Genomic DNA, 19740 nt, shown 5'->3' with positions numbered 1-19740 from the left:
ATTCTTTCGCGGGCCCTAAACACTCAACACCAATCACTCAACACTGGCGCGCCTCAGCGCGCCTGTGTGTTGTCCCAGATCTCGTCGTCGATCACCCCCTCCTCGCGGGTCCACACCAGGTTGGCGATGATCTTGAACTTGGCCACCGACATGGCGCCGCGCTTGTTGCGCCGGCTCCCCTCCCCCTCGGCGCCGGCCGCCTCGATCTCCTCGCGGGTGGCCTCGTAGATCTCGTAGGGCTCGTACTCCTCGTCCATCAGCACCAGCACCACCGAATCCCACGCGGCGTCCATCTTCAACTGACCGATACGCTGGCCCGACTTCGCCTCGTCGGCGATCATCCGCCCCTTGATCTGGATCCGCCGCCCCTCGCGCTCGCCGCGCCCGACGGCGTCGTAACCCAGGCTCGGATCGCCCACCAGCTCCAGATCCAGCAGCCGGGCCGCGTCCGCCTCGGCGATCTCCACGCTGACCCCGCCGAGCGGCTTGCCGGTGGCGCGTCGGTAGTCGGCAGCCAGTTTGCGCGCCTGGGAGATGAGGGCGGTAACGTCGTAAACGGCCAAGGCGAAGGAGACTCCAAACCACGCGGCCCAGCGGTCGGGCCGTCCGCCGCCATTGTATCCGATCCCCGCCCGGTCTCTATCCGCTTCCTTTGCCCTACGACCGTTTTCGGCGACAATTGTCCACTTTAACGCCAATAACAACGGACTCCCCAGCCCCATGACCGACACCGCCCCACTGATCGCCGCCCTCCAGAACCCCGCCCTCTACGACCATCCGGTGGAAGGCTTCCAACTGGTGGAGACCCACATCTCCTGGGTGATCCTCACCGGCCCCTACGCCTACAAGGTGAAGAAGCCGATGGACTTCGGCTTCCTCGACTTCACCACCCTGGAGAAGCGCAAGTTCTTCTGCGAGGAGGAGCTGCGCCTCAATCGCCGCCTCGCCCCGCAGCTCTACCTGGAGGTGGTGGCGATCGGCGGCAGCCCCGAGGCACCGGTGCTGGGCGGCGGTGGCGAACCTTTCGAGTACGCGGTGAGGATGGCCCAGTTCGACCAGGACGCACTGGCCGACCGGGCGCTCGCCCGCGGCGAGCTGGGGGCCACCGAGATGGACCAGGCCGCGCAGATCGTCGCCGACTTCCACGCCGTCGCCGCGGTGGCCGGCCCCGAGCGCCCCTTCGGCTCCAGCGCGATGGCCCACGCCCCGGTGCGCGAGAACTTCGAGCAGATCCGCCCCCTGTTGAGCGAGACCGCCGATCTGGAGCGGCTGGAGGCGATGCGCCAGTGGGCCGAACAGCGCCATGGCGAACTGGACGCCACCCTGGACGCCCGCAAGGCCGCCGGCGCGGTGCGCGAATGCCACGGCGACATCCACCTGGCCAACATCGCGATCCTCGACGGCCAGGTGACGCTGTTCGACGGCATCGAGTTCAACGAGCCCTTCCGCTGGACCGACGTGATGGCCGACGTCGCCTTCCTGGTGATGGACCTGGACGACCGCAAACGCCCCGACCTGGGGCGGCGCTTCATCAATGGCTATCTGGAGCGCAGCGGTGACTACGGCGGCCTCGCGGTGCTCCCCTACTACCAGTCCTACCGCGCCATGGTGCGCGCCAAGGTGGCCTGCCTGCGCCGCGGCCAGCCGGGCCTCTCGGCGGACGAACAGGCGGCGATCCACGAGCAGTTCCGCGGCTACCTGGGGCTGGCCGAGGGCTACGCCGAGCGCACCGCACCGTGGATCGCCCTGACCCACGGCCCCTCCGGCGGCGGCAAGAGCCACCTCAGCCAGGCCCTGGTGGAACGTACCGGCGCCATCCGCCTGCGCTCCGACGTGGAGCGCAAGCGGCTGTTCGGCCTCGCCGCGGAGGATTCCAGCGACTCGGCGGTGAACGGCGGCCTTTACACCGCCGAGGCCACCCGGAAGACCTACGCCCGGCTGGAGGAGCTGGCCACGACCATTACCGCCGCCCGTTACCCGGTGGTCATCGACGCCACCTTCCTCAAGGGCGCCGAGCGGACCCGCTTCCGCGCCCTGGCCGAGCGCCTCGGCCTGCCCTTCCACCTGCTTGATATCCAGTGCGACGAGGCGCTGCTGCGCGAGCGGGTCGCCGGCCGCGAGGGCGACGCCTCCGAGGCCGACGTCGCGGTGCTGGAGATGCAGCTGAAGAGCCGCGAGCCGCTGAGCGAGGAGGAGCGCGCCGCCGCCCTCCCGGTCGACGGCGCCGCCCCCGACCTCGACGCCCTGGCGGCCCGCCTCTCAAACGCCTGAGGAGGCAACCACCGATGAAAGACAAGTCGATACGGCCCACCAGCGTCGAGAAGGTGATGCGGGAGAACGACTTCATCGTCTCCAAGACCGACAAGAGCGGGCGGATCACCTACGGCAACCGCATCTTCATCGAGTTTTCCGGCTACAACGAAGAGGAGCTGCTGGGTACCCAGCACAACGTCGTCCGCCATCCCGACATGCCGCGGGCGGTGTTCAAGCTGCTGTGGGACACCATCGCCCGGGGGGATGAGATCTTCGCCTTCGTCAAGAACCTGGCGAAGGACGGTTCCTTCTACTGGGTCTTCGCCAACGTCACCCCCACCTATGACCGGGAGGGGCGCATCGACGGCTACTTCTCGGTGCGCCGCAAGCCCAATCCCAAGGCGCTCCAGGTCGTCACCGACCTCTACCGCCAGATGCTGGCCGCGGAACGTGCCGCCGGCAGCCGCGAGGCGATCGATGCCTCCACCCGCATCCTGCTCGGTCTGCTGGCGGAGAAGGAGACCCGATACAACGACCTGATACTGGGCCTGCAAGGCATGCCGTAGGCAAGCGGCGGCTCCCGCGCAGGGATCGGCTCCCGCCGCGCCTGCCGGGAGAGAAATCCGCGCCGGGGCAACAAATCCGCCACCGATACCGGTTACAATACCGGTTTTTCCTCCCTGCCCCCGAGTGACCTGAGCCCCATGGAACTGTCCGTCGTCGTCCCCGTCCGCAACGAGGCGGAGAACATCCGCCCCCTGATCGAGGAGATCCGCGCTGCTTTGGAGGGGGTGGCCGACTACGAGATCCTCTACGTCGACGACGGCAGCGACGACGACACCCCCCAACGGCTGCGCGAGATGCAGGCCGAGGCGCCGCAACTGCGGGTGGTCCGCCACCGCGCCAGCTGCGGCCAGAGCACCGCGGTGCGCAGCGGGGTGAAGCAGGCCCGCGGGCGCTGGATCGCCACCCTCGACGGCGACGGCCAGAACGACCCGGCGGACATCCCGCGACTGCTGGAGATGGTGCGCAACGAACCGCCCGGCGAGCCGTTGCAGATGGTCGCCGGCTGGCGCCGCAAGCGCCACGACACGCCGATCCGCCGCCTCTCCTCGAAGATCGCCAACGGCGTGCGCGGCGGGCTACTCCACGACGACACCCCGGATACCGGCTGCGGCCTCAAGCTCTTCCTGCGCGAGACCTTCCTCGATCTGCCCTACTTCTCCCACATGCACCGCTTCCTGCCGGCGCTGGTGCAGCGCGCCGGCGGCCGGGTGGTGTCGGTGGAGGTGAACCACCGGCCGCGCACCCGCGGCGTCTCCAAGTACGGCATCGGCAACCGGCTGTGGGTCGGCATCGTCGACCTGTTCGGCGTGCGCTGGCTGCAGAAGCGCGCCCGCGTCCCGCAGATCGTCGCCGCCGACTCGGACCTCGAAGGAGGGCCGGAGGCGCGATGAATCCCCGGCTGATCCTGCGCGGCTTGGCGCTGATCGCCTCACTGGTCGCCATCGGCTACCTGGTGGACGCCCTGCAGTTGGGCCATCTGCTGGACAAGGACTGGATCGACCGCTCGGTGCGCGGCCAGGGGCTCGACGGCGAGCTGCTGTTCATCGCCGCGGGGGCACTTGCCACCGGCTTCGGCCTGCCGCGCCAGCTGATCGCCTTCCTCGGCGGCTACGCCTTCGGCTTCCTCGAGGGCTCGCTCTACGCGCTCGCCGCCGCCTCCCTCGGCTGCGCTGCCGCCTTCCTCTACGCCCGGCTGTTCGGCCGCGCCCTGGTAGTGGCACGCTTCGCCAAACGGATCCAGCGGCTCAACGACTTCGTCGAGGGGCACCCCTTCTCGATGACCCTGCTGATCCGCCTGCTGCCGGTGGGCAGCAACCTCGCCACCAACCTCACCGCCGGCGTCTCGCAGGTCCCGGCGTGGCCGTTCCTGCTCGGCTCGGCAATCGGCTACCTGCCGCAGACCCTGGTCTTCACCCTGGCCGGCAGCGGCGTCAACCTCGACCCGCTGCCGCGGATCGGCCTGGCGGCGGCTCTGCTGGTGGTCTCGGCGCTGCTCGGCATCCACCTCTACCGCCGCTTCCGCCACGGCCACAGCATCGGCCGGGAACTCGACGCCGAGCTGGGTGTCGACGATGAGACCGCCGCCACCTCCCCGACCCTGGACCGCCCATGAGCCCACTCCCCCCCCGCCCGCTGAGCGGCCGCCTGCCACTGGCGTGGAGCCTCGGCTGGCTGCTGCTGCTCGCCGCCTCGCTGGCCGCGCGCAGCTACGTGCCGATCGACGAGACCCGCTACGTCACCGTCGCCTGGGAGATGTGGCTGCGCGGCGACTTCCTGGTCCCCCATCTCAACGGCGAACTCTACAGCCACAAGCCGCCGCTGATGTTCTGGCTCTACGACCTGGGGTGGTGGCTGTTCGGGGTCAACGACTGGTGGCCACGGCTGGTCGCCCCGCTGTTCGGCCTCGGCAGCCTGTGGCTCACCCGCAACCTCGCCCGCCGGCTCTGGCCGGAGCGCGAGGCGCTCGCCGACCACGCCCCGCTGATCGTCCTCGGCGGGCTGTTCTGGGCCTTCTACACCACCGCCTCGATGTTCGACATGCTGGTGGTCTTCTTCACCCTGCTCGGCTTCGTCGGCACCCTGATCGCATGGCGCGGGCAGGTGCTGCGCGGGTTCGGTCTGTTGGCCGTGGCGATCGGCCTGGGGGTGCTGGCGAAGGGGCCGATCATCCTGCTCACCACCCTGCCGCCGGCGCTGCTCGCCCCCTGGTGGATGAGCGAGGGGCGCCCCGCCTCCTGGCACCGCTGGTACCTGGGGATCCTGGCCGCGGTGCTCGGCGGCGCGGCGATCGCCCTGGCCTGGGCGATCCCGGCGGCGATCCGCGGCGGCGAGAAGTACGCCGACGCCATCTTCTGGGGCCAGACCGCCAACCGCATGGTCAACTCCTTCGCCCACCGGCGGGGGGTCTTCTGGTACCTGCCACTGCTACCGCTGCTGCTCTTCCCGTGGTTCCTCTGGCCGCGGCTGTGGGTGCGGCTGGCGGCGCTGCGCCGTACCCCCGCGCCGGAACCGGGGGTGCGCTTCTGCCTCGCCGCCGCGCTGCCGCTGTTCATCGCCCTCTCGCTGATCAGCGGCAAGCAGCTCCACTACCTGCTGCCGATCTTCCCGATGGTCTCGCTGCTCGCCGCCCGCGCCCTCGACGACGATCAGCGGACCCTGCGCGACCTGTGGCTGCCGGGCGCGCTGGCGGTCGCCGCGGGAACCCTGCTACTGACCCTGCCGTGGTGGCGCGAGGCCACCCCGCTGCCGACGTGGGGGGCGGCGATCCAACCGCTGTGGGGGCTGCCGCTGGTGGCGCTCGGCCTGGTGGTCGCGGGCCTGCGCTGGAAACAGCTCACCCCTCGCCTGCTGGCGCTGGCGGCGACCGGCGCGCTGGCGGCGACGCTGTTCCAGCTCGCCCTCTTTCGCGCCGCCGGCGACGCCTACGATCTGACCCGGGTGGCCCGCTATCTCGGCACGTTGCAGACCGCGGGGGCGAACATCGCCAACGTCGCCAACTACCATGGCGAATACCAGTTCCTCGGCCGCCTCACCCGGCCGCTGGAGGAGGTCACACCGATGGAGCTGACCGCCTGGGCCCAACGCCACCCCGACGGCTACGCGTTGATCTACTACAAGGGGACCTGGCCGCGGGCGCTTGAGGGCGCCCTCTACAGTCAGAACCACCGCGGCGGCGGACTGGCGGTATGGCGCAGCGCCGATATCGTGGCCGGCCGGGCGGAGCAGGACGCTTCCGGCCGGCAGCTCCGTTGAACACGGCGCGCGCGGCACGTCCTATAGGGCGCGCCGCGCGCGCCGCGTCGAACGAAGGCACCATTCAGCAGGCGAAGGAAAACCGACCCGTCCGTCAACGCTTACGCGGCTTGGCCCGGGCGGTGGCGGGGGTGCTCCAGGGGTCGTCCGGCCAGACGTGTTTGGGGTAGCGCCCCTTCAGCTCCTTCTTCACCTCGGGGTAGGTGCGCTCCCAGAAGCCGCCCAAATCCTGGGTCACCTGGATCGGCCGGCGGGCCGGCGAGAGCAGGTGGAGGGTCACCGCAATCCGTCCGCCACCCACTCGCGGGGTCTCACCGAGCCCGAACAGCTCCTGCAAGCGTACCGCCAGCACCGGCGAGCTCCCGTCGGGGCGGTACTCCAGCCGGATCCGCGATCCGCTGGGGACGGTGATCCGCTCCGGCGCGGCCTCCTCCAGGCGCTGTTGCAACCCCCAGTCGAGCCGCGCACCGAGGGCGGCGGCGAGATCCACCCGGGCCAGATGATCGCGGCGGGTGATGCCGGAGAGGAACGGCGCGAGCCACCCCTCCAGATGCTGCGCCAGCCATTCGTCATCCATCTCCGGCCACCCTTCCTCGGGGAACCACCGGCGCAGCGAGAGCAGCCGCGCCTGCCACTGGCGCAGCCCGTCGTCCCACGGCAGGGCATCCAGCCCCAACGCCCGCACCCCCTCCACCATCGCCGCCACCGCCACCGCGGGATCGACCCGCTCCAGCGGCCGACTGCTCAGCGGGAGCTGACCGAAGCACTCCTCGCGACGAGCCACCACCGCCTGCTGGCGACCGTCCCACGCCACCGCCTCCCGCGTGGCGATCCGTCCGGGGAGATGGTGGCGCAGCACTTCGGCATCCAACGGGGCGGCGAGATGGATGGTGCCGTCGCGCCCCTCCAGGGCGGCCACCGCCAGCAGCGGCTCCCGCGCCAGGGGGTCGTGGGGGGCGAGGCGGGCACCGCCGCCGCCGCTCAGCCGATACCCCTCCCCCGTCTCGCGACGGCCGGCCACCCGGTCGGGGTAGGCCAGCGCCAGCAGCAACCCGGCGGACTCCTCACTATCCGTCTCCTCCTCGGCCAAGCGCAGCAGCCGCCGGTACTGCCGGGCGGCGCGGTCCACCGCAGCGCAGGCGGCGGGATCGGCGCCCCAGTCACGTAGCGGACCGCGGCCGTGGCGGCGGTAGGCGGCAAGCAGCTCCAGCCGCTCATGGAGGGCGGCCCCCCGTTCGCGGCGCGCGGCCAGCAGGTCGCGCTCCTCCAGCAGGGCCGCGAGGTCGCAGGCGAGCGCGCCGAGGCCGAGGGCCTGCCCCTCGCGCACCATGTGGGCGAGCCGCGGGTGGAGCGGCAGCGCCGCCATGGCGCGGCCGGCGGCGGTGATCCGCCCCGCCGCGTCGATCGCCTCCAGCGCCCGCAACAGCTCGCGGGCACGGGCCAGGGCGGCGGCGGGGGGCGGGTCGAGCCAGGCCAGCTGTCCCGGATCGGTCACCCCCCACAGGGCCAGCTCCAGCAGCAGCGGCGCGAGGTCAGCCGCGGCGATCTCCGGCGGGCGGCGCTTGAGCAGCCCGCGCTGGGTCGACTCCCCCCACAACCGGTAACAGACGCCGGGGGCGGTGCGCCCGGCACGGCCCGCCCGCTGATCGGCGGAATCCGCGGCGATGCGCACCGTCTCCAGCCGGGTGAGCCCGCTGCGCGGGTCGAAGCGGGGTTCGCGGGCGAGCCCGGAGTCCACCACCAGCCGCACCCCGTCGATGGTCAGGGAGCTCTCGGCGATCGGGGTGGCGAGCACCACCTTGCGCCGGCCGGCGGGGTCGGGACGGATGGCGCGGTCCTGCTCCCCCTTGGGAAGATCGCCGTAGAGGGGCTGGATCAGCGCCTCCACCCCGGCCGCTTCGAGCAGCCGCCGGGCACGGCGGATCTCACCGCCGCCGGGGAGGAAGGCGAGCAGATCCCCCTCCTCCTCGCCCAGCGCACGGCGGATGGCGGCGACCGTCCAGCGGGCGGGATCGCCCTCCGGATCCCCGGCGGCATAACGCAAGCTCACCGGGTGGGCCCGCCCCGCGGAGGTGACCACCGGGCAGTCGCCGAGCAGCCGCGCCACCGGCGCGGCGTCGAGGGTGGCCGACATCACCAGCAGCTTGAGGTCCTCGCGCAGTCCCTGCTGGGCGTCGATGCAGAGCGCCAGCGCCAGGTCGGCGTGGAGGCTGCGCTCGTGGAATTCGTCGAAGATCACCAGCCCCACCCCCTCCAGCTCCGGATCGCCCTGCAGGCGACGGGTGAGGATCCCCTCGGTGAGCACCTCGATGCGCGTGCGCTCGCTCACCTTGTGGTCGAAGCGGACCCGATAACCGACCCGCTCCCCCACCGGCTCGCCGAGCAGCTCCGCCATCCGCGCCGCCGCCGCCCGGGCGGCGAGCCGCCGCGGCTCGAGGATCAGGATCGAACGGCCGTCGAGCCACGGCGCATCGAGCAGCGCCGGCGGCACCCCGGTGGTCTTGCCGGCCCCTGGGGGCGCCTGGAGCACCAACGCGGAGTGCTCGGCGATCCGTCGGTGCAATTCGGGGAGGACATCGTCGATGGGCAGGGCGGACATGGGCGGGGATTGTACCGGTGGCCGGCGGCGGATCAATCGAACGCGGAGGCAAAAAAAGCCCGGCCAAGGCCGGGCGTCGAAGGCGCGCGGCGAACCGAGCGCCTACCAGCTGACGGCCTCCTTGGCGCCAGCCGCCGCGGCCAGGGCCTTCCGGATGGCGTCAGGGGAGCCCATGATGTTCATGAAGCTGTTGTCGCCCATCATCGACAGATCGGGAAAGTCGATGGCGATACGGAACTTCGCCGACAGGGCGTAGACGCTGTCGCCGACCACCACCATCTCGTAGGGCAGGTGGGCGGTGGAGCGGATCTCCTTGAAGTCGATCTCGTTCATGATGAACTTGTCGTCCTGGTCCTTGCCCGCGCCCTTGGCCCCGCTCAGGCCGACCCCGAAGACCGTCGCCTCTTTGCCGGGCAGGTCGATGCGGTAGACCTTGGTGACCCCCATGGTGCCGGCGGCCAGCCCCTTCTCCACCGCCGCCACCGCCTCCTGGTAGCTGCCGTAGGAGCCCAGTTCGTCGGCGTCGTCGAAGTAGGGCATGCCGAAGGTGTAGTGATAGCCGTTGAGCTGCTTGGCGGTCATGCACTCCTTCTCGCAGCCATAGTCCTGCACCGCGCCCAGCGCCCCCTTGAGGGCGGCGGAGACACCCGCCAGGTCGTCCTCCATGCGATAGGCGGCGGCCATGTAGCTCGGGTTGATGTAGCCCACCTGGATCTCCCCGCCATGCGCGGTGACCGCGACCCGCTCGCCCGCGCCGTAGACGCCGAACTTGGTCTTCGCCGCCGCCTGCTTGAGGGCGTCGTTGGTCGCCACCAGCACGGTGGCCCCCTCATAGGGCGAGTAGGAGCCCACCACCTCGAAGCCGGCCCCGGTCAGTTGGTCACGCACCTGCTCGACGGTGGCGGCCATCTCGCCGGCCCCCCTGGAGGCCAGCACGAAGGGTTTCATCTTCTCCGCGGCCAGGGTGGAACCGGCGGTCGCCAGCAACGACGCGGCGAGCAGGAACGAACGTCCGATTTTCATAACGATCCTCCGAAATTGGGTAAACAGGTTGGTTCTAATAGGTATGAGGCGCCGCGCCCCGCTCGCCGCGGGCGATGCCGGTGCCCTGTCCATCCGCAGCCAGCCGCACGGACAGAACCACTCACCAGAGGCTTCGGCAGCGGGCTCATCGTAGCATAGCGCCACCCGATGGGAAGCACTCAAAAAACGGTAAATTTGTAAAAAACGGGGCTCTTCCCAGAATTTTCCTGATATCGGGCGGTAATTTCACAGCGAACGATAGGTAATAACACCTATATTACGTTTTTCTTATATTTAAATAGCGCTTTCGCCAAGGAAAAAATCTATGTAACATCCCTGCCTCAAAGGAGTTGTAGATAAGCAACAACACGACGCTGAAACGGCTCCTTTCCCTACCCAATCCGCCCACTCGATCGGGGTTGAGCGCGGCCATCGGCCGCTTGCCGCGAGATGGGGCCGAGGGAAGACAACGGTTTTTTTGCCCACTTAAACCCAAAGTTTCGGGGGAGTACGCTCAAATGAAAACGATGCATCGTTCCATCGTGTCCCTGATGGTCGCCTCCGCGCTGGCCGCCGCACCGGCGATCAGCCAGGCCACCGACGGCATGAACCTCAACGGCTTCGGCCCCATCTCCACCGCCATGGGCGGCGCCTCGATGGCCTACGACAACGGCACGGCGGCAATGATGAACAACCCGGCCACCCTCGCCCTGGCCGCCGACGGCAACCGCCTCGACGTCGCCCTCGGCTTCCTCGGCCCCGACGTGGTCGCCACCAACGGCTTCGGTCAGAGCGTCCACTCCGGTGGTGACGCCTACTACATGCCGGCCATCGGCTGGACCCGCAAGAGCGGCAACCTCTCCTACGGCGTCGGCATGTACTCCCAGGGCGGAATGGGCACCGAATACGGCTCCTTCACCGCCGCCGACGGCTGGATGAGCTTTACCGGCGCCTCCATGGGTGCCACCGGCCTGCCCCAGCGCTCCGAGGTGGGCGTCGGCCGCATCCTGGTGCCGCTGGCCTACAACGTCAGCGACAAGCTGACCGTCGGCGGCAGCCTCGACTACATCTGGGTCGGCATGGACATCAAGATGAACATGGCGGGCTCCCAGTTCCGCGACCTGATGACCCCGGCGGCCTTCGGCGGCCAGACCATCGGCAGCGCCAGCGGCGCCGGCGTGCAGACCTTCGGCAACTTCCTCTCCACCTCCCTGGGTGGCGCCGGCGGTCCGATCACCGACATCAACTACGCCCGCTTCGACTTCAGCGACGGCAGCGACTTCAGCGGCAAGGCCAAGGGCCAGGGCTTCGGCGGCAAGATCGGCCTCACCTACAAGGTCAACGACAAGCTGACCGTCGGCGCGGCCTACCACACCGAGACCGACGTCGACGACCTGGAGACCAGCGACAACGTCAGCATGAGCATGAATGTGGTCGGCATGGCTCCCGCCGGCGCCGCCACCGACATGACGCTGCTCGGCAAGGTCACCGTCCACGACTTCCAGTGGCCGGCCACCGTGGCCATCGGCGCCGCCTACCAGTTCAGCGACCGCCTGATGCTCGCCGCCGACCTCAAGCGCCTCAACTGGTCCAACGTGATGGGCAGCTTCGACCTGACCTTCACCCCGCGCAACAACGCCGGCATGCTGGGCGCCCTCAATGGCCAGAACTTCGACGTGACGCTGTTCCAGAAGTGGGATGACCAGACCATCCTCCAGCTGGGCGGCCAGTACAAGCTCACCGACGCCTTCACCCTGCGTGCCGGCGCCAGCTTCTCCAGCAATCCGATCCCCGATGCGTACCTCAACCCGCTGTTCCCGGCGATCATCGAGAAGCACCTGGACCTGGGCTTCGGCTATCAGCTGACCGATGCCTCCTCCATCGACTTCAGCTACACCCGTGCCTTCAGCGTGGACCAGACCAACTCCACCCCGGCGATGATGGGTATCTCCACCACGCACCACCAGGACAGCTGGCAGGCGATGTACAGCTACCGCTTCTAACAGCGGGGCACCACCCTCCCCGCAACGGGGAGGGGATACGCGAAAAAGGCCGCACTTCGCGGCCTTTTTCGTGTATCGCATCGCGAACGGTCAATGACGCCCCGCGCGACAGGCTGCTATACTCCCAGGCCGAATCGGCCGCCACTCCGTCCCGGCGCGCCCTCGGACCTCAAACCTGGACCCTCCAACCCCCATGAACAGACACCTGACCGCCGCCTTCTGGGCCGGCCTGCTCGCCCTCTTTCCGATCCTCGCCTCCGCCAGCGGCATGGCCGGTGAGAAGAACCTCGACCTGACCCATCACGCCGTCGGCTACCTCTCGCTGGCCATCTTCGCCGTCTCCTACCTGCTGGTGATGGCCGAGGAGTTCACCCACCTGCGCAAGTCGAAACCGGTGATCCTCGCCGCCGGCATCATCTGGGGCTCGATCGCCTGGGTCTACGCCAACCACGGTCTCAACCACGCCGCCGAGGAGGCGGTACGCCACAATCTACTCGAGTTCGCCGAGCTGTTCCTGTTCCTGCTGGCGGCGATGACCTACATCAACGCCATGGCCGAACGCAACGTCTTCGAGGCGCTGCGCTCCTGGCTGATCCGCAAGGGCTTCGGCTTCCGTCAGCTATTCTGGCTCACCGGCCTCCTCGCCTTCTTCATCTCGCCGGTGGCCGACAACCTGACCACCGCGCTGCTGATGTGCGCGGTGATCCTGGCGGTGGGTGCCGACAACGCCAAATTCGTCGGTCTCTCCTGCATCAATATCGTGGTCGCCGCCAATGCCGGCGGCGCCTTCAGCCCATTCGGCGACATCACCACCCTGATGGTGTGGCAGAAGGGGCTGGTCGACTTCCACGAGTTCTTCGACCTGTTTATCCCCGCCACCGTCAACTTCGTGGTACCCGCGGCGCTGATGCACTTCGCCGTCCCCAACGTCAAGCCGGCCCCCAGCAACGAGGTAATCCCGGTGAAGATGGGCGGCTTCGTGGTCATCGGACTGTTTCTGGTCACCATCGTCATGGCCGTGAGCTTCCACAACTTCCTGCACATGCCGCCGGTGCTCGGCATGATGACCGGCCTGGCGCTGCTCAAGCTCTACGGCTACGTGTTGAAGAAGCGCGCCCACCTGGAGGATGCGCCCTACGAGGGATTGGCGGACCATGAAGTTCCGCTGGACTCCGGAGAGATCGTCCAGCGCAACGGCGAGCCGGAGCACTTCGACATCTTCAACCTGCTGGCGCGCGCCGAGTGGGACACCCTGATGTTCTTCTACGGGGTGATCCTCTGCGTCGGCGGCCTCGGCTTCATCGGCTACCTTTCCCTCGCCTCCCAGGTGATGTACCTCGATTGGGGCGCCACCCCCGCCAACGTCACCGTCGGCCTGCTCTCGGCGATCGTCGACAACATCCCGGTGATGTTCGCGGTGCTCACCATGCACCCCGACATGTCCCACGGCCAGTGGCTGCTGGTGACCCTCACCGCCGGCGTCGGCGGCTCGCTGCTCTCCATCGGCTCGGCCGCAGGGGTCGCACTGATGGGCCAGGCCCGCGGCATGTACACCTTCTTCAGCCACCTGAAATGGACCCCGGCGATCGCCCTGGGCTATGCCGCCAGCATCTACGCCCACCTCTGGATCAACGCCGCCCACTTCTAGGTCACAGGTCAAAGGGCCTTCGCTTGGCGCCATCCGGCCCCCAAGGCGACCTTGGCCGGGAAGCAACGAGCTGGATCGGTACAACCGCTCTCCTCTCTTACCTTTGACTTTTCGCCTTTGACCTGTCGCCGGCGCGCCTCGTCTCTCGGCACATCCTATACCCCCCTCTCCACGGACCCGAGCCGGCTGTGCCGGCTCGGGTCCGTGTCTTTTTCGGGAAAAAAATCCTCCCGATCGCCCCCGGCCGTTACCACTTCCGACCCCGGCAAACTGTCGCCTGGACGTCAATTCCAGAGACGCCCGACGGGTATTATGGAGAACACCCTCAGGCGGCCAACGGCCGCCACGTCCCGCCGGCGACACCGCTGCCGAAGGGGCCCCGGAGGCGTCAGGCGAATCCCCCAACGCACCGACGGCAGTGGAAGGAAGCGCTCACAAAAGACCCCGATCAGCCCTCTACACGGAGTACGTGCCGCCGGCCATCGCCGGACGGCCCATGCAGCCATACACCTCAGGGAGCCGCCCATGTCGGAGACAATTGCCCTTACCCCGGAGATGATCTGGGTCCTGGTCATCCTCGGCACCGCCGTCGTCCTCTTCGTCACCGAAGCGGTCTCCGTCGACGTCACCGCACTCTGCGTGCTGGTAGCCCTCGGCTTGGCCGACACCGCCGCCCCCTACCTCGACATGGAACCCCTGCTCACCCACAAGCAGCTCCTCTCCGGCTTCTCCAGCAACGCGGTGGTCTCGGTCATCGCGGTGATGATCATCGGCGCCGGCCTCGACAAGACCGGCATGATGAACCAGGTCGCCGGCATCCTGCTGAAGATCGGCGGTCGCTCGGAGAAGAAGCTGCGCGGGCTGGTGGCGGTGGCCGTCGGTTTCATCTCCAGTTTCATGCAGAACGTCGGCGCGGCGGCCCTGCTGATGCCGGCGGTGAGCCGGATCTCGGCGCGCACCGGCATCCCGCTCTCCCGGCTGCTGATGCCGCTGGGCTTCTGCGCGATCCTCGGTGGCACGGTGACGATGATCGGCACCAGTCCGCTGATCCTGCTCAACGACCTGATCCAGGTCTCCAACCAATCGCTGCCCGCTTCGATGCAGATGGCCCATTTCGGGTTGTTCGACGTCACCCCGGTGGGCCTCTCACTGCTGGTCGCCGGCATCCTCTACTTCGCGCTGTTCGGCCATCTGGTGCTCCCCGCCGGCCACTCCGACCAGCACCACGAGAATCCCGAAAGCACCATGCACTACTTCCGCGATCTCTACGACGTGGAGGGTGACATCTTCGAGCTGGAGATCCCCTACGACAGTCCGCTGGTGGGACTCACCGTCGGCGAGGCGGAGTACCGGCCGGAGGTGCCGATCTTCCTCGGCTTGGAGATCTCCGGCGGGGCGCAGCTCGCCCCTTGCCGCGACGAGGTGATCGAGGGCCACTCGGTGATCGCGGTGCTCGGCCCGGAGGAAGAGGTACGCCACTTCGCCGAGCAATACGGGCTGGTGCTACTGGCGGAACTGGACCGTTTCGTCTCCCACCTCAACCCGACCCGCTCCGGTATCGCCGAGGTGCTGATCCCGCCCGGCTCGTTCCTGATCGGCCACCAGTTGGGCGACCTCTACATGCGCAAGAGCTACGGCCTCAACGTGATGAGTGCCTACCGCAGCCTGCGCCCGGTGCCCGGCGCGGTCTCCGAGATCATCCTCGAGGCCGGCGATACCCTGCTGGTCCACACCACCTGGAAAGACCTCGCCACGGTGGCCGACGACCGCAACTTCGTGGTCATCACCGACTACCCCCAGGAGGAGGAGATCCGCCCCCACAAGGTGCGCCACGCGGTGTTCTTCTTCGTGCTCGCCCTGGGACTCGCCCTCACCGGGCTGGTGAAGCTGCCGATCGCGCTGCTCACCGGCGCCCTCGGCATGATCCTCAGCGGCGTACTCAACGTCGACGAGGCCTACCAGTCGGTGAGCTGGCGTACCGTCTTCCTGCTCGCCGGCCTGATCCCCATGGGGCTGGCGATGGAGTCCAGCGGCACCGCCGCGTGGATCGCCCAGGCGGGACTGCACCTGCTCGACGGGGTGCCCGCCTGGGGACTGCAGCTGGCGGTGGCGCTGCTCTCCACCGCCTTCGCCCTGGTGATGTCCAACGTCGGCGCCACCGTGCTGCTGGTGCCGCTGGCGGTCAATATCGCGGTGGGCTCCGGCGCCGATCCGGCGATGTTCGCGCTGACCGTCGGCGTGGCCACCTCCAACGCCTTCATCATCCCCACCCACCAGGTCAACGCCCTGATCCTCGGTCCCGGCGGCTACCGCGTCGCCGACTTCCTGCGCGCCGGCGGCATCATGACCGTGCTCTTCCTGGTGGTCACCCTGGTCGCCCTCAACCTCTTTTACTGAGGCCTGAGGGGCGTTTGGCCGTGCAATCCGGAAACTCGGGCAGGGTGTGCCGACGATAGGAGGCGCACCGGCCTGAGCATGGCGCTCCTCGTACCTCGGCACACCCTACGGTCGCTCACACATTTCCGCGTACTTTCACAGCAACGAACAACACCAAACGGCCCCACCCAACCACCTTCCCGACCCCGATCTCCCCGATCGGGAAAGCCCGGGCAACAAGAGCCGCTTGATGTAAAAACCATCCCGCGACGCCTCCCCTGGAGTCGTGAAAGAAAGTCGGATACTATGCGGTCTCTTCGCCAAACGGCGGCGAGCCGCGGTTTTGCGCCGTCCGCCCCGTCCGCCCCGCACCCCGGGGCAGTGCCCGAGCGAGCCCGTCGCGGCGGGCATCCGAATTCTTTAGATTTTGTTTTTAATTACCGCTTTGTGATTGGGAGGAATTGAACCAATGTCGAAAAAGCATCCCGTAATCGCGGTCACCGGTTCCTCCGGTGCCGGTACCACCACCGTCAAGGTCGCCTTCGAGCACATCTTCCGCCGCGACGGCATCAACCCGCTGGTGGTGGAGGGGGACAGCTTCCACAGTCTCGACCGCGCCGAATTCAAGGCGGCGATGGCCAAGGCCGAAGAGAGTGGCAACCAGCATTTCAGCCACTTCGGCCCGGAGGCCAACCACTTCGACAAGATCGCCGAAACCTTCAAATCCTACGGCGAAAGCGGCAAGTGCAGCCGCCGCTACTACATCCACTCCGACGCCGAGGCGGCCGAGCACAACGCCCGCCTGGGCGGCACCAGCTACACCGCCGGCCAGTTCACCCCGTGGGAGGAGATCGCCGAGGAGACCGACCTGCTCTTCTACGAAGGGCTCCACGGCCTGGCCAAGGACGACGCCACCGACATCGCCGAACACGTCGACCTGGGCGTCGGCGTGGTGCCGATCGTCAACCTGGAGTGGATCCAGAAGATCTTCCGCGACAACGCCCAGCGCGGCTACTCCGCCGAGGCAATCGTCGACACCATCCTGCGCCGCATGCCCGACTACGTGAACTACATCACCCCGCAGTTCTCGCGTACCGACATCAACTTCCAGCGCGTGCCCACGGTCGACACCTCCAACCCCTTCATCGCCCGCGACATCCCCACCCCGGACGAGTCCTTCGTGGTGATCCGCTTCCGCGACCCGAAGAAGTTCGCCGTCGACTTCCCCTACATTCTCTCCATGGTCCACGACTCCTTCATGTCGCGCCCCAACACCATCGTGGTGCCCGGCGGCAAGATGGGCTTCGCCATGGAGGTGGTGCTCCAGCCGATCATCGAGAAAATGATCGACGACAAGAAAAATGCTTGAGGCATTTTTCTTGTAATTGAGTTGGAAAGGGCCCGGCTTGCGCCGGGCCTTTTTCGTTTTCGGCTTCCCGCCTCGAACGCTCCTCCAGGAGAGACGCCCCATGAAATACCGCAAACTCGGCCGTACCGACATCGACGTCAGCCTGATCTGCCTCGGCACCATGACCTTCGGTGAGCAGAACTCGCAGGAAGAGGCGTTTGCCCAGATGGACTACGCCATCGAGCAGGGGGTCAACTTCTTCGACACCGCGGAACTCTATGCCATCCCGCCGAAGGCGCAGACCTACGGGGCCACCGAGGAGATCATCGGCCGCTGGATGAAGGCACGGGGAAGCCGCGGGAAGATCGTACTGGCAAGCAAGGTGGCCGGCCCCACCAGTTGGGTGCCCCATATCCGCGACGGCGCGGCAATCCTCGACCGCTCCAATATCCGTATCGCGGTGGAGGGCTCGCTACGGCGCCTCGGCACCGACCATATCGACCTCTACCAGGTCCACTGGCCGGAACGTCCCACCAACTACTTCGGTCGGCTCGGCTACCTGCCGGCGGAGGACGAGACCCCGTCCACACCGATCGACGAGACCCTGGATGCGCTCACCGAGCTGGTGCGCGAGGGCAAGGTGGGGCATATCGGCATCTCCAACGAGAGCCCGTGGGGCACCATGCGCTACCTCGCCGCGGCCGAGCGGCTGGGGCTGGAGCGGATTGTCTCCATTCAGAACCCCTACTCCCTGCTCAACCGCAGCTTCGAGGTGGCCGGCGCGGAGATCGCCCATCGAGAGGGGGTGGGTCTGCTCGCCTACTCGCCGCTGGCCTTCGGCGTCCTCTCCGGGAAGTACCTGGGCGGCGAGATGCCGGCCGGGGCGCGCATCACCCTGTTCCCGGACTACACCCGCTACAGCAACGAGCAAGGCGTAACGGCCACTTCCGCCTATGTCACGCTGGCACGGGAGCACGGCCTCGACCCGGCACAGATGGCCCTGGCCTACGTCAACTCGCGCCCGTTCGTCACCGCCAACATCATCGGCGCCACCACCGTGGAACAGTTGGAGGGCAACATCGCCAGCGTCGACCTGGAGCTGACGGAAGAGGTACTGGAGGCAATCGAGGCGATCCATTCGCGGTACACCTATCCCTGCCCGTAGGGGGGGTAGGCGCCAGGTTGATGCCAGGGTCGAATCCACGTCAACCCTTTCTGAAACGCTTCTTCCTTTCCCAAATCCGTCCTCACACATCGGCACTTCGTCCGACGGAGCGTAGGTCGCCGCTACTGCGGCGACGCAAACGAGGGCACTCCCGACAAACCTCGCGCCGCCGCCCATCGAACGGAACGGAGCCGTCGGAAAGGACTCCCGGCACCCAAAAACCATAAAGGCGAAAACGTCGAGCGCCGCGCGACGTTTTCGCCTGAAGCCTGAAAACGAAACGGGGCCCCGCAGGGCCCCGCCGCTCGTCAGCACTACTTCAGCTGTTCATACAGCAGCGTCAGGATCCGCTTCGCCGTGGAGCCGCCGTCGGGGTTGCCGTCGCCGTCCAGGACGAGAATCCGGCTGCGCTCGCCATCGCCCTTGATGGCGACCTGGTAGGTCTTCGCCTCATCCACCTCGTCACTCTTCCAGAAGGCGAGCTTGGAGAGCCACCCCTCCTTCTCCGCCTCCTCGCGCAACGGGTCGTTATAGCGAACGAAGTAGACCCCCAGCGCCCGATTGCGATCCTCAACGGTAAAGCCGACCCGATCGAGCGCCACGCCGGTGCGCCGCCAGGCGCGATCGAAGCCCTCTTCGAGCCCCAACGCCGAGGAGCCGTCGGGGGCGCGCATCATCCGGGCGCGGGTGGCCCGCGGCGCCTGACGCGCCAACTGGTTACGCGCCTCTCCCCGATCCACCCCGAAATAGACCATCATCCGACCGAGCATTTCGGCCTCCAACTCAGGGTCGTTGGCCCGTGCCTGCCAGACGGTGGTCTCCCCCTCCACCACCTCCTCTGCACCACGGTGGGTCAAATAGAGTTCGGTGGTACCCGGCTGGCTACCCCGTTCGAGGCGGACCCGGTACTTGTCGCGGCTCCCGGCGGAGTAGAGGGAATCGACCATCTTGCTGAGGAATCCGCGGATCGCGTCCTGCGGGATGTCGGCGCGATTCTCCGCCCAGTCGGTCTCCAACACGCCGATCCGCGGGTCCTCCATCTTGATCAACCAGCCGTTGGAGAGCCAGAACTCGCGCATCTTCGGCCACACCTGGTCCGGCGTGCCCTGGATCACCAGCCAGCGCTTGTCGCCGGCGCGCTCCACCCGCACATTGTCCGCCTTGGGCAGCACCGACTCGTCGCGCAGCACACGGGCACCGCTGCGTTCACCGCTGTAGGCGGAGTAGGTGGCGGTGGAGGCCGGATTGATGTCCGGCACCTGCATGGTGTCGTCGAGGGTGCTGGAGGTGAGATCCGGGGGCACCTCCAGCGGCGCCCCCTCGCGGGACTGCTTGTACTCGACCTGGCGGTCGGTAACCATCTCGTCGACCTTCGGCATGGAGCCGCAGGCGGCAAGCAGCAGGGCGGGGGCGAGAACGATCAGGCGCGGTACGGTGATTTCAACGGACATGGGGCGTCGGTTCTTGTTGGATCGCCCTGGATAAAGGGGCGAGAGTGACTCGAGG

Annotated in this window: 14 protein-coding genes; 10 read left to right on the top strand and 4 right to left on the bottom strand. The window is 67.9% G+C overall.

Going from position 1 to position 19740, the window contains the following annotated elements:
• Positions 1-53: 53 nt before the first annotated feature.
• A complete protein-coding gene (locus ACYQ2W_RS14190) occupies positions 54-563 on the bottom strand; it encodes a hypothetical protein (RefSeq protein WP_459868307.1) in 510 nt (169 codons plus the stop codon).
• A 157-nt stretch (positions 564-720) separates the two neighbouring features.
• On the opposite strand from ACYQ2W_RS14190, the gene ACYQ2W_RS14185 reads away from it, so the two are divergent.
• From ACYQ2W_RS14185 to ACYQ2W_RS14165, 5 genes are all read left to right on the top strand, one after another.
• The gene (locus ACYQ2W_RS14185) at positions 721-2271 is read left to right on the top strand and encodes a bifunctional aminoglycoside phosphotransferase/ATP-binding protein (RefSeq protein WP_459868304.1); all 1551 of its coding nucleotides are present in this window, start codon (positions 721-723) and stop codon (positions 2269-2271) included.
• A gap of 14 nt (positions 2272-2285) precedes the next feature.
• Positions 2286-2819, top strand: a complete 534-nt coding sequence (locus ACYQ2W_RS14180; protein WP_459868301.1) for a PAS domain-containing protein — start codon at positions 2286-2288, stop codon at positions 2817-2819.
• A 138-nt stretch (positions 2820-2957) separates the two neighbouring features.
• Positions 2958-3710 carry a glycosyltransferase family 2 protein gene (locus ACYQ2W_RS14175; RefSeq protein WP_459868298.1) on the top strand — a complete coding sequence of 251 codons (753 nt, stop codon included), beginning with the start codon at positions 2958-2960 and terminating at the stop codon, positions 3708-3710.
• Entirely contained in the window at positions 3707-4432 is a 726-nt protein-coding gene (locus tag ACYQ2W_RS14170) for a TVP38/TMEM64 family protein (protein ID WP_459868295.1), read from the top strand. Before ACYQ2W_RS14175 ends, ACYQ2W_RS14170 begins: the two co-directional genes overlap by 4 nt.
• Positions 4429-6072, top strand: a complete 1644-nt coding sequence (locus ACYQ2W_RS14165) for an ArnT family glycosyltransferase (protein WP_459868292.1) — start codon at positions 4429-4431, stop codon at positions 6070-6072. Before ACYQ2W_RS14170 ends, ACYQ2W_RS14165 begins: the two co-directional genes overlap by 4 nt.
• Positions 6073-6166: 94 nt before the next feature.
• On the opposite strand, the gene hrpB is transcribed toward ACYQ2W_RS14165, so the two are convergent.
• Together hrpB and ACYQ2W_RS14155 are read right to left on the bottom strand one after the other, a co-directional pair.
• Positions 6167-8671 (bottom strand): ATP-dependent helicase HrpB, encoded by a 2505-nt coding sequence (gene hrpB, locus ACYQ2W_RS14160; protein ID WP_459868289.1) that lies wholly within the window; start codon positions 8669-8671, stop codon positions 6167-6169.
• A gap of 102 nt (positions 8672-8773) precedes the next feature.
• Positions 8774-9694, bottom strand: coding sequence for a hypothetical protein (locus ACYQ2W_RS14155; RefSeq protein ID WP_459868286.1), 921 nt, complete (start codon positions 9692-9694; stop codon positions 8774-8776).
• A 518-nt stretch (positions 9695-10212) separates the two neighbouring features.
• On the opposite strand from ACYQ2W_RS14155, the gene ACYQ2W_RS14150 reads away from it, so the two are divergent.
• From ACYQ2W_RS14150 to ACYQ2W_RS14130, 5 genes are all read left to right on the top strand, one after another.
• Positions 10213-11697: an OmpP1/FadL family transporter gene (locus tag ACYQ2W_RS14150; RefSeq protein ID WP_459868283.1), complete on the top strand. Its 1485-nt coding sequence runs from the start codon at positions 10213-10215 to the stop codon at positions 11695-11697.
• Positions 11698-11890: 193 nt separating this feature from the next.
• Entirely contained in the window at positions 11891-13345 is a 1455-nt protein-coding gene (gene nhaD / locus ACYQ2W_RS14145; RefSeq protein ID WP_459868280.1) for a sodium:proton antiporter NhaD, read from the top strand.
• A 525-nt stretch (positions 13346-13870) separates the two neighbouring features.
• The gene (locus tag ACYQ2W_RS14140; RefSeq protein WP_459868277.1) at positions 13871-15742 is read left to right on the top strand and encodes an SLC13 family permease; all 1872 of its coding nucleotides are present in this window, start codon (positions 13871-13873) and stop codon (positions 15740-15742) included.
• A gap of 448 nt (positions 15743-16190) precedes the next feature.
• A complete protein-coding gene (locus ACYQ2W_RS14135; protein WP_459868274.1) occupies positions 16191-17090 on the top strand; it encodes a phosphoribulokinase in 900 nt (299 codons plus the stop codon).
• 100 nt (positions 17091-17190) lie between these two features.
• Positions 17191-18234 (top strand): NADP(H)-dependent aldo-keto reductase, encoded by a 1044-nt coding sequence (locus ACYQ2W_RS14130; RefSeq protein ID WP_459868271.1) that lies wholly within the window; start codon positions 17191-17193, stop codon positions 18232-18234.
• Between the two features lie 314 nt (positions 18235-18548).
• Here the strand turns inward: ACYQ2W_RS14130 and bamC are convergent, their stop codons facing one another.
• Positions 18549-19685, bottom strand: a complete 1137-nt coding sequence (bamC, locus tag ACYQ2W_RS14125) for an NlpB/DapX family lipoprotein (RefSeq protein WP_459868268.1) — start codon at positions 19683-19685, stop codon at positions 18549-18551.
• Between the last annotated feature and the right edge of the window lie 55 nt (positions 19686-19740).

The organism is Endothiovibrio diazotrophicus, from assembly GCF_054657215.1.
Note: the sequence above shows the minus strand (reverse complement) of the source record. Positions and strands in the feature narration are given on the sequence as shown.

Bases quoted from the DNA above. Each gene is read 5' to 3' on its own strand.
- ACYQ2W_RS14185 (WP_459868304.1), top strand. From the start codon at position 721: ATGACCGACACCGCCCCACTGATCGCCGCCCTCCAGAACCCCGCCCTC.
- ACYQ2W_RS14180 (WP_459868301.1), top strand. From the start codon at position 2,286: ATGAAAGACAAGTCGATACGGCCCACCAGCGTCGAGAAGGTGATGCGG.
- ACYQ2W_RS14175 (WP_459868298.1), top strand. From the start codon at position 2,958: ATGGAACTGTCCGTCGTCGTCCCCGTCCGCAACGAGGCGGAGAACATC.
- ACYQ2W_RS14170 (WP_459868295.1), top strand. From the start codon at position 3,707: ATGAATCCCCGGCTGATCCTGCGCGGCTTGGCGCTGATCGCCTCACTG.
- ACYQ2W_RS14165 (WP_459868292.1), top strand. From the start codon at position 4,429: ATGAGCCCACTCCCCCCCCGCCCGCTGAGCGGCCGCCTGCCACTGGCG.
- hrpB (WP_459868289.1), bottom strand. From the start codon at position 8,671: ATGTCCGCCCTGCCCATCGACGATGTCCTCCCCGAATTGCACCGACGG.
- ACYQ2W_RS14155 (WP_459868286.1), bottom strand. From the start codon at position 9,694: ATGAAAATCGGACGTTCGTTCCTGCTCGCCGCGTCGTTGCTGGCGACC.
- ACYQ2W_RS14150 (WP_459868283.1), top strand. From the start codon at position 10,213: ATGAAAACGATGCATCGTTCCATCGTGTCCCTGATGGTCGCCTCCGCG.
- nhaD (WP_459868280.1), top strand. From the start codon at position 11,891: ATGAACAGACACCTGACCGCCGCCTTCTGGGCCGGCCTGCTCGCCCTC.
- ACYQ2W_RS14140 (WP_459868277.1), top strand. From the start codon at position 13,871: ATGTCGGAGACAATTGCCCTTACCCCGGAGATGATCTGGGTCCTGGTC.
- ACYQ2W_RS14135 (WP_459868274.1), top strand. From the start codon at position 16,191: ATGTCGAAAAAGCATCCCGTAATCGCGGTCACCGGTTCCTCCGGTGCC.
- ACYQ2W_RS14130 (WP_459868271.1), top strand. From the start codon at position 17,191: ATGAAATACCGCAAACTCGGCCGTACCGACATCGACGTCAGCCTGATC.
- bamC (WP_459868268.1), bottom strand. From the start codon at position 19,685: ATGTCCGTTGAAATCACCGTACCGCGCCTGATCGTTCTCGCCCCCGCC.